Below are 15,227 nucleotides of genomic sequence, written 5' to 3' on the forward strand. Positions count from 1 at the left end.
GCTCGACGGCTACCCGGGAACCATTCCGGGTAGCCGTCCAGGCTTTAAGGTGATGGCGTGACTGGAACACTTCCCGTGGACGCGTTCGGGAATCTGGATTACCCGGAACTGATCGGCTGGCCGGTGTCCAGGCTGCTTGCTCTCGTCGCCGAAGCGAGCCGCGAGGAAGCGGAAGTCATCGGACGGGTGCTGGCCATGACTCGCGGCGCGGAGCACGCGCGCGCCGCGATCGAGGCGGCGCTCGCCGGCGCGGAACCGGCTTGGCTGACGGCCGCGCGGCTGGCGTTCGCGCAGCCGCGGGAGGTGCTGCTCGGCCTCCTCGCGGAGGCGGTCGCCGACGAGGCGAACGCAGAGCTTTACGCCTGCTTGCTTCAGGAAATGGTCACGCGGGGTATCGATCCGGGCGAGGTGGGGGAGGACCTCAGGCACGAGCTGAACCACCCGTTGGCGGCGCTTCCGCTGCGACTCGATTCCTCGGAACGGGACTTCGATCTCCAGGACTACGACATCCGGGGCGGCGGCTCCTACTCCGCCGACTACTTCCTGACGAAGGCTGAGGAGAAGGCCGTGCTGACGGCCGGGTCACCGCAGGTCGCGACCCGGATCACGGCGAGCGGGCAGCGCGAGCGGATGACGTCGGCGGTGCGCGGCTGGCTGGAGCGGTCGAACGGGCGGGCCGAAGCCGAGGTGTTCGAGTTCGCCTACCCGATCGGGGACATTTTCGGCGCCTCGACACTGGCAGGGCTCCCGTTGGAGAGCCTCCGCGGGCTCGAGCCCGACGGCCTGGTCTTCCGTACGGCGACCTTCGACGAGGTCGTCACCACGCTCTTCTGCGCCGCGGCGAACGGCGGTTCCTACTCGTCGGCGCGGGGTGGCGCCTATGGCCGCGCCGCGCTGTGGGAGTCGGTGGCCGCGCTGGCCGGTGCCGATCCGGACGAGCCGGTCGAGGAAGTCGCCGCGCTCGCGGGGCGGCTGCGCTGGTGGCGGTTCCAGGCGGTGACGCCGTGGTTCGAACAGGACATCCCGGAGTTCGGTTTCGCCGCACTCCGGGTGGACGAGCGGACACTGGCCGTGCTGGCCGCGACCGACACGGACTGATTTCTGGGGGCGCGTGAGCGCAATCACGGGTTGCTACGGGTTGGGAATAGTCGGAAGTCCTAGTATTTTGGAGGGATGGCCGCAGAGTTGCACCGTCCCGTGAACCCCGTCCGGTTCGTCACCGCGTCGAGTCTCTTCGACGGGCACGACGCTTCGATCAACATCATGCGCCGCATCCTGCAGTCGCAGGGCGCGGAGGTGGTGCACCTGGGGCACAACCGGTCGGTCGACGAGGTCGCCACGGCCGCGATCGCCGAGGACGTCCAGGGCGTCGCGATCAGCGCCTATCAGGGCGGGCACGTCGAATACTTCAGTTACCTGGTCGAGCTGCTCGCCGAGCGCGGCGCGGGCCACATCAAGGTCTACGGCGGCGGTGGCGGCGTCATCGTCCGCGAGGAGATCGACCTGCTGCACTCGCGGGGTGTCGCGCGCATCTTCTCGCCGGAGGACGGCTACGAGATGGGCCTGCCGGGGATGATCAACCTGATGATCCGGGAGTGCGACGTCGACCTGTCCGCGCAGGGCGGCGTGGCGGTCGACAAGCTGATGCTCGGCGACATCCCGTCGCTCGCGCGCGCCATCACGCAGCTGCAGACCGGCACGCTGCCCGAGCAGGCGCTCGACATGATCCGCGAGGCCGCCAAGCTCAAGACCGTCCCGGTGCTCGGCATCACCGGAACGGGTGGTTCGGGCAAGTCGTCGCTGACCGACGAGCTGATCCGCCGGTTCCGCCTCGACCAGGAGGACAAGCTGCGGATCGCGGTGCTCGCGGTCGACCCGTCGCGGCGCAAGGGCGGCGGCGCGCTGCTCGGCGACCGCATCCGGATGAACTGCCTCGACGGCAGCCCGGTCTTCTTCCGCTCGCTCGCCACCCGCACCACCAGCGGCGAGATCCCGGTCGGGCTGAGCGAGTCGGTGCTCGCCTGCAAGGCCGCCGGATTCGACCTGGTGATCGTCGAGACGCCGGGTATCGGCCAGGGCGACGCCGGCATCGTCGACTACGTGGACCAGTCGCTGTACGTGATGACGCCCGAGTTCGGCGCCGCGTCGCAGCTGGAGAAGATCGACATGCTCGACTTCACCGACGCGGTGGCGATCAACAAGTTCGAGCGCCGCGGCGCCGAGGACGCGCGCCGCGACGTGGCGCGCCAGCTGGTCCGCAACCGCGAGGCGTTCGGGTCCGCGCCCGAGGAGATGCCGGTGTACGGCACCAGCGCGGCGAAGTTCAACGACGACGGCGTGACCGCGCTGTACCAGAACCTGCGCGACACGCTCGCCGAACGCGGACTGTCCGTTTCGGCCGGTGTGCTGCCGCATGTCGAGGGCAAGGTGTCCACCGACGCCAGCACGATCATCCCGTCGAGCCGGGCGCGCTACCTCGCGGACATCGCCGAGACCGTGCGCGCGTACCACCGGGAGACCGAGGCGCAGGTCGCCGCGGTCCGCCAGGTCGAGCACCTCGACGCCGCTCGCCAGGCGCTGGCGGCCGTCGACGCCGACACCGACGCCATCGACGGGCTGCTCGCGGCCGCCGCGTCCGATGTGGACGGTGAGTCGACCAGGCTGCTGGAGCGGTTCCGCGCGCTGGCCGAGTCTTACCAGGCCGAAGAGCTGGTCGTGAAGATCCGTGACAAGGAGCTGCACACCGCGCTGTGGCGCGAGACGTTGTCCGGCAACAAGATCCCCCGCGTCGCGCTGCCGCGCTACACCGAGTCCGGTGAGCTGCTGTCGTTCCTGCGCCGCGAACACCTGCCTGGCTACTTCCCTTACACCGCAGGCGTTTTCCCGTTCAAGCGCGAGGGCGAGGACCCGGCGCGCATGTTCGCGGGTGAGGGCGACGCGTTCCGCACCAACCGCCGGTTCAAGCTGCTCTCGGCCGACTCGGACGCGAAGCGCCTCTCGACCGCGTTCGACTCGGTGACGCTGTACGGCCACGACCCGCACACCCGCCCCGACATCTACGGCAAGGTCGGCACCTCCGGCGTCTCCATCGCGACGCTGGAAGACATGAAGGTGCTCTACGACGGCTTCGACCTCACGTCGCCGAACACCTCGGTCTCGATGACCATCAACGGTCCCGCGCCGACGATCCTCGCCTTCTTCCTCAACACCGCGATCGACCAGCGCGTTGAGGCGTTCAAGGCGGAGCACGGCCGCGAGCCCAGCCACGAAGAAGCCGCCGAGCTGCGCGAGTGGGCGCTGCGCAACGTGCGTGGCACGGTGCAGGCCGACATCCTCAAGGAGGACCAGGGCCAGAACACCTGCATCTTCTCGACCGAGTTCAGCCTGCGGATGATGGCCGACATCCAGGAATGGTTCATCGAGCACGGGGTCCGCAACTTCTACTCCGTCTCGATCTCCGGCTATCACATCGCCGAGGCGGGCGCGAACCCGATCTCGCAGCTCGCGTTCACGCTGTCGAACGGGTTCACCTACGTCGAGTCCTACCTCGCGCGCGGCATGGACATCGACGACTTCGCGCCGAACCTGTCGTTCTTCTTCTCCAACGGCATGGACGCCGAGTACTCGGTGCTCGGCCGGGTCGCCCGCCGGATCTGGGCGGTCGCCATGCGCGAGCGCTACGGCGCCAACGACCGCTCGCAGAAGCTCAAGTACCACGTGCAGACCTCCGGGCGCTCGCTGCACGCGCAGGAGATGAACTTCAACGACATCCGCACCACGCTGCAGGCGCTCTGCGCGCTGTACGACAACGCGAATTCGTTGCACACCAACGCCTTCGACGAGGCGATCACCACGCCGAGTGCCTCGTCGGTGCGCCGCGCGATGGCCATCCAGATGATCATCAACAAGGAATGGGGCCTGTCGAAGAACGAGAACCCGCTGCAGGGCTCGTTCATCATCGACGAGCTGACCGACCTGGTCGAAGAGGCCGTGCTGGTCGAGTTCGACCGGATTTCCGAGCGCGGCGGCGTGCTCGGCGCGATGGAGACCGGCTACCAGCGCGGCAAGATCCAGGACGAGTCGATCCTCTACGAACGCCTCAAGCACGACGGCTCGCTGCCGATCGTCGGCGTCAACACGTTCCGCAACGACGACCCGGACGCCCACGAGCTGGAGGTCGAGCTCGCCCGCGCGACCGAGGACGAGAAGGAGTCGCAGCTGGCCAGGCTGCACGACTTCCAGCACCGCCACACCGCCGACGCGCAGCAGGCGCTCAAGACGCTGCGCGAGGCGGCGACGCGGGGCGGCAACCTGTTCGGGGTGCTGATGGACGCGGCCAGGGTGTGCTCGCTCGGTCAGATCACCGAGGCGTTCTTCGAGGTCGGCGGCCAGTACCGCCGCAACGTCTAGCGCCGGGCCGCGCTGAGCCGCCACGCGGGCAGTAGCACCTTGCCCGCGCTGTCGGTGGTCAGCGTGTCCAGCGCGTCCGGCGGCAGCTCGTCGTGCAAGGGAGCGATCCGGGCGCGCAGTTCCGCCAGTGTCTGCGCGGTCGAGTACAGCGTCTCGGCGAGATCGGTGATCTCCCAGCCGCCGCTGACGGTTTCGCGCAGGTTCCGCTCGCTGATCCGCATCCCGGCGGGCAGCGACGGCGGGAGCCGGTCGGAGAAGCAGACGATGTGCAGCGTCGCGCCCGGCCGGGTGACCCGGTGCAGCGCGACCAGGCAGTCGGCCCGCGCCTGCTCGGTCAGGCAGTGATAGAGCGCGCTGTCCAGCACGGTGTCGAACCGGCTCGGGAAACCGGCCAAATCGGTCACATCGGCGACGTCGAACGCGACGTCCACGCCCTGGGCGGCCGCCTGTTCCGAAGCCAGCTCGATCGCGCGGGGCGCGATGTCGACCGCCGTCACGTCGAGCCCGCGCGCGGCCAGGAACAGCGCGTTGCCGCCGAGTCCGCAGCCGACGTCCAGCACCGCGCCGGCGAACCGCCCCTCCTCGGCCAGCCTGGTCACCACGGGCTGCGGCCCGCCGATGTCCCACGGCAGGGTGTCTCCTGCCTGGTACATCGCTTCGAAGTGCGTCTCCGTCATGCGCGCCCCCCGCGTTGTCGTCCCCGGTCCGGAGTGTCGGGGAATACCCGCCAGCCCCGTGGGGTAGATCTTGAGTATGAAGTTCGGCGTAGCGACTTTCGTGACCGATGAAGGAATCCGGCCCGATCTGCTGGGCAAGGCGTTGGAAGAGCGTGGTTTCGAATCGCTCTTCGTCGCCGAGCACTCGCACATCCCGCTCAGCAGGGAGACGCCCTATCCAGGCGGTGGCGAGCTGCCGCGAGTTTATTACCGCACGCTCGATCCGTTCGTCTCCCTGACCGCCGCCGCGGTCGCGACCGAGAACCTCCTGCTCGGCACCGGGATCGCGCTGGTGATGCAGCGCGACACCATTCACACGGCCAAGGAGGTCGCGAGCCTCGACCTGGTCTCCGGCGGCCGTTTCCTGTTCGGCGTCGGCGCGGGCTGGAACCGCGAGGAGATGGCCGACCACGGCACCGACCCGCGCACGCGGGGCGCCAAGCTCGACGAGCAGCTGGCCGCGCTGAAGGAGATCTGGACCAAGGACGCGCCGGAGTTCCACGGCAAGTACGTCGAGTTCGGGCCGATGGGCGCGTGGCCGAAGCCGGTGCAGAAGCCGCATCCGCCGATCTACGTCGGCGGCAACACGCCCGCCGCGCTCAACCGGCTCAAGCGGTACGGCGACGTGTGGACCCCGAACGGGGTGGGCGAGCGCTCGCAGATCCAGGCGCAGCTGGACCTGCTCCACGAGCACGCAGGCGACTTCCCGGTCTCGGTGTTCGGCGTCGGTACGAAGAACCTGGACGTGCTCGAGGGCTATGTTGAAGCAGGGGTGGAGCGCATCACGCTCCTGCTCGGCACCAAGCCGGAGGCCGAGACCCTCACCAAGCTCGACGAACTGGCCAAGCTCGTCGAGCGGTACCGCTGAAAGGAAGCTCGTGACTGAAGTACAGATCGGACTGGCGGCGGCGCTGGAGCAGTTCTCGCCGAGGGAGTCGATCCGCCTGGCGAAACTGGGCGAGGAGCACGGGTTCTCCGGGCAGATGGCCGCCGACCACTTCCAGCCGTGGGTGCCGCAGCAGAACGAGGCCTCGTTCGTGTGGAGCGTGCTCGCCTCGCTGGCCGAGAACACCACCGGTGACCTGGGGCCGGGCGTGACCTGCCCGTCCTTCCGGCTGCACCCGGCGATCGTGGCGCAGGCCGCCGCGACACTGGAGGCGACCTATCCCGGCCGCACCTGGCTCGGCATCGGCTCCGGTGAGGCGCTCAACGAGCACATCATCGGCGGCTACTGGCCGGAGGCCCCGGAGCGGGTCCGGCGCATGTTCGAGGCGCTGGAGATCATCCGGAAGCTGTTCACCGGCAAGGACGTCAAGCACAGCGGCGAGTTCTTCAAGCTGCACACCACGCGCCTGTGGACGCTGCCGGAGGGACCGCCGCCGCCCATCTACATCGCCTCGGCCGGCCCGTACACCTCGCGCAAGACCGGCGAGCTGGCCGACGGCCTGATCACGCCCGGCGCCTCGATCGAGAAGCTGGCCGGCATCGTCGAGAACTTCGAGCAGGGCGCGCGCAAGGCGGGCAAGGACCCCGACGAGATGCCGAAGCTGCTGCAGGTGCACCTCTCGTGGGCCGAGACCGACGAGGAGGCCTGGGCCAACGCGATGGACCAGTGGCCCAACGGCGGCATGAAGTTCCCGAAGGCCGACATCCGCTCGCCGTTCGACTTCGCGCAGATGGCCAAGCTGGTGCGCAAGGAGGACTTCGAGGGCCGCATGGTCGTCTCGTCCGACCCCGACGTGCACCGCGCGTCGCTGCAGAAGTACGTCGACGCCGGGTTCAACCGGATCTACGTGCACAACGTCGGCCGCAACCAGGACCAGTGGATCGAGACGTTCGGCCGCGAAGTGCTGCCGAAGCTAACTGCGTAGCAACGCGTCGCCCAGCGGCGTCAGCGAGTGCAGGACGGTGTTCCGGTCGCGGTGCGTGGTGATCAGCCCCGCTTCCCGGAGCACCGCCGTGTGCTTGCTGACCGCCGACGGGCTCACGCCGAGCCGCTCGGCCAGCTCGGACGTGCCACAGCCGACGGCGAGGATCAGCAACGCCTCCGCGCGCGTCGGCCCGAGAAGCGCGGCGAGTGCCTTGGACGGCACGGGAACCCGGACCTGACGGGGCTTCGCGGCCGGCGTGCCGAGCCGCGCGGCGGGGTAGAGCAGGCGCGGCGGGTTCGGCCCGGCCCCGATCATCGTGGGCGCCGCGGCGAAGTAGGCGGGGACCAGTGAAAGCCCGCGGCCCAGTTCAGGGCCTTCCGGCACCGGATAGCTCCACTGCAGCCACGGCAGGCTGGTGAGCAGCGCGTCGACGCCGTTCTCCAGCAGGATCTGTGCGCGCATCTCGCGGTCGGCCTCGACCTGCGAGCGGATCGTCTCCCAGTGCGGCGCGACCGCGATTTCGTAGTAGTCACGCAAGGCTTGGATGGGATCCCGCGCTTCGAGCTGCGAGCCGGTAAGCGCTTCCTCGATCGTGCCGAGTTCCTTGAGCGCGGTCAGCCCGGCTTCGAAGTCATGACGGCCCGCCGCGGGCATCAGCAGCTCCGGAGCGGTGCGCGAGAGCCAGAGCAGCAGGGGCATCGACGCGGGCAGGCGGGTGCGGACCCGCTGTCTCCACCAGCCGAACGCGCCGACGCCGGATCTTCGGCGCAGCAGATCGAGACTCGCCACGATCTCGCCGAACGGGTCGGCGCACGGCGCGAGACCGATCCGCGTCAGGTCATGCCACGTGAGCCGGATGTGCAACATCGAATCCCCCAGGATTGCTCGCCTCACCCGTTAGTCGTACGAGCATCATGCTTCGTTACCTGCTCTGACCTGCGTTTTTGCCTGCACGCTCAATCGGGTCGACTGATTTGTCCCCCGAAGGGATGATCGCCGTCGAAGGCCCTGATGGGGGGATCTTCTCCGGGGAGCCCGCTCGTGGCTGCCCGGGTCTGCTGGGGAAACAAAGGGGCATGAATGCGTAATCTCAAGGGGCTCGTTGCTGCCGCCGCGACGTCTGCCGCCGTGCTCGGCCTGCTGGCCGCGCCGTCGGCGAGCGCGGCCGACGCACCGAAGGACCACGGCCAGCGGGTCACGTCGATCGCGGGACTGAAGCTCACCCCGGTCAACGTTCCGGGCGCGCGCAAGGATGCCCGTACGGCATCCAATGAGGACCCGCAGCCGTACCTCATCCAGTCGGTCGCCAACGGCTTCTGCCTCGACGCCGACACGGGTTCTATCAACGAGAACGGCACTCCGATCTCGCTGTGGGGTTGCGACGCGTACGCGCGTAACCAGTGGTTCTACGTCTCGGTCGACGCGGACGGGTACTTCTACTTCCGCAATGGCGCGAGCAACCGCTACCTCGAGGCCGACCTCGACCAGATCGACGAGAACGGCACCAAGGTCCAGCTGTGGGACTTCAACGGCTGGGACAACCAGAAGTGGGCGGCCAGCCAGGACGAGCAGGGCCAGAAGGTCATCGAAAACGGCTGGAGCGGCCGTGTCCTCGACGCGGATGGCAACCACCTTTACGAGCCGGGCACCCCGGTTCAGCTGTGGGACTTCTGGGGCGGCGAGAACCAGCTCTGGTTCTGATTCGCTGAGCTGAAACAAAGCGGAGGCCCCTTACCGAGCGGTAAGGGGCCTCCGTGCTTATGTGGTCAGCTGCCGGCCGCAGAGCACCTCAGGAAGAAGTTGGTGGTTTCGCCTGTGGTGGTGTCGTGATGGAAAGAGCCTGACTTGAACCAGGCGCAGAAGTTCCCCTTCGCGGTCAGGAACTCGTCGCGGACGGGATATTTGAACTTCGATGTGTTTCCGCCCAGCTGCAGGAATGACGCGAGAATCTCGGGCGCGACCGCGTCGGCTCGCCAGACGGCATCCTGCTCGAAGTCCTCGGCCGCGTCGAGGGGTGCGCGATGATCCGGTCGAACGCGGCGAGCGCTTCGGCGCGTAGTTGGTGGAAACACGGTGACAGCCAAGCGGGTGGACTGCCGGAACTCAGGAGTCGCCGCTCACCGACCGATGCTGACGGGGCCGATGGGCCTGCGTTCCGAAGCGACCCCCTGATCAGTCGACGGGTTACTGGTTGAAGAACGTCTTCAGTACACCGGCCATGAGTTCGGGGTCGACGACGTGTCCCTGCCCGTCGAGCGTGTGTCGTTCGGTCTGGGGGATGGCAGCGATTATCGCTTTCGCGGCGCGGTCGAAGAAGTCGGTCGGGAGGCCTGCGAACTGGGGCTGGGTGGTCGGACCCTCGGTGGTCACCAGGACCGGCTGAGTGATGCGGGCAAGTCGGTTTGTGGGGATCTTGTAGTCATTGAGGACCATGGCGTCCTTGACGAGCGTGTGGGCGAGCGCGACGGACGAGGCCCAGAGCGGGTGCTGTTTGCCAGCCGCGATGTCCGCGTCGGGTCCGCCGGTAAGCCTCATGAACAGTTCCAGGAGCTCCTCGTCCCGGCCGGCTTTGGATGCCTCGTGGGTGTCCGCGATGTACTGGTTGAACCTCGGCCACAGGTCGTCCCCGATCACGTACGGCACATCCCACACCGCGATCTTGTCGATCGCCGAACCTGCCGCTGCTGCCTCCAGCGCGAGGGCGCCGCCGGATGAGGCGCCGTACACGTGAGCCGAGCCGCCGGCTGTCGCAATCAGCGCGTCGAGGTCTTCCACCTCCCGCGCCACGGCGTACGGCGGTGTATTGCCGCTGTCGCCCCGGCCGCGTCGTGCGTAGTTGTAGACCGTGAAATGGTTGGCAAGGAGCGGGGCCAGCGGCGCGTTCTCAGCGCCGTCGTCCAGGGTGCCGCCGACGAGGATCACCGCCGGGCCAGTGCCTTTCCGGTCGTAGGCGATCCTCGTACCGTCGGCGGACGTCACACGAAGTGTCATCTCGTTCACTGCTTCTCTCCATTTCTCGATGCGTGGTCGTCACCGTCGGAGCAGGTCGACCAAGGACCAGGCCACGTTCATACTCCTAATTTAGGAGCGTTCACACCTGTTGTGCAAGTACAATCGGGTGCATGAGCAAGAAGCGGCTGTTCGACGACCCCTGCGGCATCGCGCGAGCGCTGAATGCGGTCGGCGAGCGGTGGGCGTTACTCGTCGTGCGGGAGCTGGTCTTCGGCCCGAAGCGCTACTCCGACCTGCACCGCGGGCTGCCGCAGATGAGCCAGAACGTCCTCGCGCAGCGGTTGCGCGAGCTCGAAGCCGACGGCCTGGTGCGGCGAAGGCGCCTGGGACCGCCTGCGCCTGCCGCCGTGTATGAACTCACGGAGCGCGGGCAGGAACTGGAGCCCGTGCTCCGCGCGCTCGCCCACTGGGGCAGCCGCGCACCGCTGCCCGAGGACGGCGCGGCGGAACTGAGCGTCGACGCGCTGCTGTTCGCCCTGCGCGCGACCTTCGATCCGGCACTGGCGGGTGAGCTGTCGCTGCGCTGCCAGCTGGACGTCGCGGGCGATCGGTTCCGCATCACCGTTGCGGGCGGGCGCCTTGAGTTGGACCGCGGTGAGCACGCCGAACCCGAGGCGTGGCTGACCGCGGCGGAGGCGGCGACATTGCGCGATCTGGTGTTCGCCGGTGCGGCGCTGCACGACGCCGTCGAGCGGGCAGACGCCGAGGTGGCGGGCGATACCGCGCGGCTCGCCGCACTGCTGCGCTGCTTTCCCGCAGCCGTGCGGTATCCGGCGCCACAGGACCCCGGGCCGCCGGATCCCGTGTCGCCGGGCCCCGTTTCACCTAGCACTGAGTCACCGAACGCCGAACACCCGGATCCCGCCGTCAGCGCGAGAAGTCGTCGGGGGTGAGCGGCAGTTGTTTGTGACTCGCATCACGCATGGTTGGGACGTTACCGATCTGGCGCGCGTGATTGTGTGATATTGACCGCTCTTGCCTTGGTTGGTTGCGAGTGGTTACGGTCGGGTCACGTGAGGTGTCTGGGGTCAGGGCCTCGCTGGGGACTGGGGAAATGAATGCTCCGCATGACGCAATCGCGGGGTTTCTGGGCGTAGCGCGTCCCAGCTGGCGTCTGACCAGCGACACAAACGATGGGGGATTTTGTCGTGGGTAGGAAAGTCATGCGAAGAGCCTTGGTGACGTCGCTGGCGTTCGCCGTGTTCGCCGGGCTGGCTCAGCCGGCCTCGGCTGTTCCGGCGGATGTCCGGGCCGCCGTTGTCTCGGACGCCGAGCCGACGGCGCCGCGGCCGATGCCGCCTGATCCTTACCGGGAATGGGATGGCACCGCAGGCGTCCCGTTGTGGGGTGATCCTCGGTTCCGGCAGATCGTCGCGGACAACGCGGAGCTGGCTGAGGACGTCGAGGTGCGGGAAGCGGCGACGGCCGCGTTGGCCGCGGGTGGCCCCGCGATCATGGTATTCCTCGACACCGGCCTGGACGCGGCGAAAAAGAAAGCGGACGAACGCAAAGCCGAAACGGCTCGGCGGAATCGTGCGGCGATCGAGCCGCTGCGGGGAACCGGCGGGCCGTACCTGAAGGCCGAAGTCGAACGCGTGCTGGCGGGGACGGATGTCGACCGAGCCCAGTTCCTGGCTTACGGCAGGCGGATAGCCGAACAGCGCGACGCCGAGTCAGGGCAAACGGCTCAGCAGCGGGCTGACGAGAACCGCGCGCGGGTGCAGATGCTGGTCGGTGCCGGCGGCCCGGAAGTGCGCAAGGCCGCGCAACTCGCGCTGGCCGCCGGTGACGCCGCGATCGCGGAGTTCTTGAAGAGCGGCTATCTGACCGCCGCCAAGGCCGACGCCGACGCTCGTGAGCAATATCTGAAGGACCAGGAAGCGCGGGACAAGGCCGCCGAGGCACTCTCCGACCTCGCCAAGCGGTCTGCTCGTGCCAACGAAGCCCGCCGGAACCTGCTTGTGGCACACGGAAATGGTGTGCGCGCACTCGAGCGCTCCGCGAACGCGTTGATCTCGGCCGCGGCCGAGGCACGCAAGGCGGCGCAGATCCTCGCCGCGAACAAGGCGGGCGGGCAGCACCCGGTCAACGCCTTCGACGAGGTCAAAACGGAGGTCGCCCGTCAGCTCGGGTACGCGCGGCAAGCCGCGTCGGATGCGCAACAGGCATCGGCGTCGGCGCAGGTCCAAGCGAACGTGCTGGTCGAGACCGGGCTGACCTACGGCACGCAGTGGGCGCAGATGGCCGCGGGCATGGCGGACGCGGCACGGGCGGCGGTGTCGGCTTCCGAGACCGCCCAGCACGCGATCGACGCCACGGCGTTCACCGATCAGGCCCGTAACGCGCAGGAAGAAGCCGAGAGGCACGCCGAGGAAGCACGGCAATGGCGTCTCCACGCGGAAGAACACGCGCGCGCGGCCGGCCGGATCGCGGAAGCCGCGAGGGTTCAGGCTGAAGCGGCGAAGGACGCGGCCGCGAGGACGAAGACAGCGAGGCAGGCCGCCGAAGCCGCGGAAGCGCAGGCATGGGCGGCGGCGGAGCGGACGCGCGCCGCACGTCTCACGGCCGAGAAGGAAGCGGCGAAGGCGGCCGCGGCACGTGCCACGGCCGAGCGGGAACGGGCGAACGCCGCGGCGGCCCGCGGCCGCGCCGAGCAGCAGGCGAGCGTCGCGCGCGCCATGCGGGGTGAGGCCGAGTTCCAAGCGAGCATCGCTGCCGGCGCACGTCAGCACGCCGAGCAGCAAGACGGTATCGCGGCCGGCGCGGAGACCGGCGCGCGCAATGAAGAGCGCAATGCCGCTCAGGCTCGCGATCGTGCCTACCAGGCCGAACGCGATCAGCGCGCGGCTGAGGCGCGGGCGGCGGCGATGGACGCGATGGCCGCCGCCAGTCGAGGCAGCGGCCATGAAACCGAAGCGCGCGATGCGGCGGCTCAGGCTCATGTCGACGCGGACGTGGCGAAGGGCGCGGCGGGCGCGGCTCGTGGCGCGGCGAACACGGCGACCGGAGCGGCGGCAGGCGCCCGCGCGGCGGCAACCGAAGCCACTCGCGCCGCCGCACGAGCCCGTGCCGCGGCGCAGCAAGCGGCCGCGGCGGCCGCTCGCGCGAACGCGGCGGCGAACAAGGCCGAGGCTGAAGCGGCGGCGACCCACGCAGCGGCACAGCGATCGAACTCCGCCGCCGCCGACGCGACGGCGAGCGAATCGCAAGCCGCGGAGGCCGCACGTTCGGCCGTCGAACTGGCGGAACGGGCCGCTTCCGAAGCCGTGCAGTCGCTGCGTTCGGCTGAACGCACGCGTGAGGAGTCGGATGCCGCGTCGGCCGAAGCCGTTTCCGCCGCCACCCAGGCGAAGCTGGCGGTGGAGGCTTCGCTGGCCGCACGGGCGTCGTCACAGGCGATCACGGACCCGGCGAACACGGCCATCCGGGTGGTCGCGCCGTTCTCCGGGGCTGACATCGACGCCGATTTCGTGATCCTGGTCGCGAATCAGGCCAAGGCGGTCGGTGCCGAACAGGCCGCCGCCGCTCAGCAGCGTGCGGCTGAGGCGCTGGAGGCGTCCAGGCTGGCCGCTGAGGCCGCGTCCCGGGCCGCGGCCGAGGTCAAACCCGCCTTCGACGCGGCGGCCGCTGCTGCCAAGTCGTCCGCGGACGCCGCTCGTTCGGCCGCCGAAGCCCAGCAGGCCGCCGCCGAAGCCGCTGCCGACGGAGCCGCTGCCCGTGCGGCGGCGGCCAGGGCGAATCAAGCGGACGCCCAGGCTCGCCAAGACGCCATCCTGGCGTGGAAGGCGGCCAACGCCGCGAACAGCGACGCCGCGATCGCGGGTCGCGCGGCTTCCGCGGCTGAAAACGACGCGGCCGCCGCACGTTCGGCCGCCAGCCGGGCCGAGGCGGACGCCGCCGCGGCTCGTGGCGCCGCAGACCGTGCTGAGACCGATGCGGCGGCAGCCCAGACGGCCGCCGACAGCGCCCAGCACCATGCGGACAACGCCGCGGTGGCGGCGAAGAACGCGATGAACAGCGCGATCGACGCCGGTAAGGCGGCTGATCGTGCTGAAGAAGCCGCGCGGAAGGCCGCCGAGGAAAAACGCAAGCAGGACGCCGCGAACTCGGACGGCGTGACTGTGCCGCCCTTGAGCGCGGAAGACGAAGCCGAAATCCTGGAGATGGGCGGGCAGGCGGCGCTCGACGAGTATCGGCAGGCCGTCGCCGACGCGAAGAAAGGCATCATCGACTGGCTCATCGAAAACGGTGGCCAGGTACTACTGGACGTCATCGGTGTCACGGACGCCAAGAAGTGTTTCGGTGAAGGCGACGTCGCGGCCTGCTTGTGGACCGTCGTCAACGTCGGTTCCCTCCTCGTGCTCGTCGCGAAACTTCCCGCGGTCAGCGCGGCGATCGGCAAGGTCGCGGCCGGGTTGGTCAAATTCCTCGAGGCTTCGGCCGCAGGCCGGAAAGTGCTCGAGAAGTTCGACAAGTTCATGGACTGGGTACGGCGGGCCAAGACCTGCAAGTGTTTCCCGGCCGGTACTCCGATCGCGACGGCCGACGGCGAGAAACCGATCGAACGCATCGCGCTGGGCGATCAGGTCTGGGCGAAGGATCTGCGCACCGGGCGGTCCCAGCAGCGGAAGGTGATCGGGCTTTTCCAGCGCCATGCGGACGAGCTGCTCACCATCGTCGCGGGAACCACGACGCTCGAGGTCACCCGGCAGCATCCGTTCTGGGTGCCCGGCCGGGGGTGGACCGAGGCAGGCGCGCTCCGGCCGGGTGACGAGCTGCTGTCCCGCACCGGTGACAGGCCGGTCATCGCCACGATCACCGCTCGGACCGTGTCCACCACGGTCTACAACTTCGAGGTCGAGGGCGATCACAACTACTACATCACCGACGCCCAGCTTTTGGTGCACAACTGCGACATCGCCGAACAGGCTTGGAATCTCAACAACACCGAGCAGAAACTCACGCACGTCATCGATGCGGAGAAACACGGCTTCGCCGACCTGGTCGCGAAGGCCGGAGGGCGAGAGCAGGCGCTGAAGCGGATCGTGGACAGCCTGCACACGATCGACGATCTGCCGGCCAGCGGGGCGTTCGAGGTCCTCCGGACCATCGAAGGTGAAGTGGTTACGATCAGGGGCGCGGTCGTCAACGGCATTCCGAGGCTGGGCACGGCGTTCATCGCAGGCAAGTTCCCGGGAGGTTAGGGCTGATGTCGATC

General features: G+C 68.9%; 11 protein-coding genes. 7 read left to right on the forward strand and 4 right to left on the reverse strand.

Annotation, left to right across the window (positions count from 1 at the left end; all coding sequences use genetic code 11):
• The first annotated feature begins 57 nt into the window (after window positions 1-57).
• On the forward strand, window positions 58-1,098 hold the full coding sequence (locus BLV57_RS23060) for a DUF6183 family protein (RefSeq protein WP_143047125.1): 1,041 nt from the start codon (window positions 58-60) through the stop codon (window positions 1,096-1,098).
• Window positions 1,099-1,173: 75 nt separating this feature from the next.
• Entirely contained in the window at window positions 1,174-4,410 is a 3,237-nt protein-coding gene (icmF, locus tag BLV57_RS23065; RefSeq protein ID WP_091292057.1) for a fused isobutyryl-CoA mutase/GTPase IcmF, read from the forward strand.
• On the opposite strand, the gene BLV57_RS23070 is transcribed toward icmF, so the two are convergent.
• Window positions 4,407-5,087, reverse strand: a complete 681-nt coding sequence (locus tag BLV57_RS23070; protein ID WP_091292059.1) for a class I SAM-dependent methyltransferase — start codon at window positions 5,085-5,087, stop codon at window positions 4,407-4,409. The genes icmF and BLV57_RS23070 overlap by 4 nt on opposite strands.
• 76 nt (window positions 5,088-5,163) lie before the next feature.
• On the opposite strand from BLV57_RS23070, the gene BLV57_RS23075 reads away from it, so the two are divergent.
• Window positions 5,164-5,994, forward strand: a complete 831-nt coding sequence (locus BLV57_RS23075) for an LLM class F420-dependent oxidoreductase (RefSeq protein ID WP_091292061.1) — start codon at window positions 5,164-5,166, stop codon at window positions 5,992-5,994.
• A gap of 10 nt (window positions 5,995-6,004) precedes the next feature.
• Entirely contained in the window at window positions 6,005-6,997 is a 993-nt protein-coding gene (locus BLV57_RS23080; protein WP_091292063.1) for a TIGR03557 family F420-dependent LLM class oxidoreductase, read from the forward strand.
• Here BLV57_RS23080 and BLV57_RS23085 read toward each other — a convergent pair.
• On the reverse strand, window positions 6,986-7,891 hold the full coding sequence (locus tag BLV57_RS23085) for an ArsR/SmtB family transcription factor (protein WP_245757476.1): 906 nt from the start codon (window positions 7,889-7,891) through the stop codon (window positions 6,986-6,988). The two genes, BLV57_RS23080 and BLV57_RS23085, sit on opposite strands and share 12 nt — an antisense overlap.
• 186 nt (window positions 7,892-8,077) lie before the next feature.
• On the opposite strand from BLV57_RS23085, the gene BLV57_RS23090 reads away from it, so the two are divergent.
• On the forward strand, window positions 8,078-8,698 hold the full coding sequence (locus BLV57_RS23090; RefSeq protein WP_091292066.1) for an RICIN domain-containing protein: 621 nt from the start codon (window positions 8,078-8,080) through the stop codon (window positions 8,696-8,698).
• Window positions 8,699-8,763: 65 nt separating this feature from the next.
• On the opposite strand, the gene BLV57_RS42925 is transcribed toward BLV57_RS23090, so the two are convergent.
• Window positions 8,764-9,081, reverse strand: coding sequence for a hypothetical protein (locus BLV57_RS42925; protein ID WP_143047126.1), 318 nt, complete (start codon window positions 9,079-9,081; stop codon window positions 8,764-8,766).
• Window positions 9,082-9,181: 100 nt separating this feature from the next.
• Window positions 9,182-9,988 carry an alpha/beta fold hydrolase gene (locus BLV57_RS23095; protein ID WP_176968815.1) on the reverse strand — a complete coding sequence of 269 codons (807 nt, stop codon included), beginning with the start codon at window positions 9,986-9,988 and terminating at the stop codon, window positions 9,182-9,184.
• Window positions 9,989-10,119: 131 nt separating this feature from the next.
• Between BLV57_RS23095 and BLV57_RS23100 the strand changes: the two genes are divergently transcribed.
• Together BLV57_RS23100 and BLV57_RS23105 are read left to right on the forward strand one after the other, a co-directional pair.
• Window positions 10,120-10,902 carry a winged helix-turn-helix transcriptional regulator gene (locus tag BLV57_RS23100; protein WP_176968766.1) on the forward strand — a complete coding sequence of 261 codons (783 nt, stop codon included), beginning with the start codon at window positions 10,120-10,122 and terminating at the stop codon, window positions 10,900-10,902.
• A 270-nt stretch (window positions 10,903-11,172) separates the two neighbouring features.
• On the forward strand, window positions 11,173-15,213 hold the full coding sequence (locus BLV57_RS23105; RefSeq protein ID WP_245757477.1) for a polymorphic toxin-type HINT domain-containing protein: 4,041 nt from the start codon (window positions 11,173-11,175) through the stop codon (window positions 15,211-15,213).
• Window positions 15,214-15,227: the final 14 nt, after the last annotated feature.

The sequence above is a fragment of the Amycolatopsis xylanica genome (assembly GCF_900107045.1).
GTDB lineage: Bacteria > Actinomycetota > Actinomycetes > Mycobacteriales > Pseudonocardiaceae > Amycolatopsis > Amycolatopsis xylanica.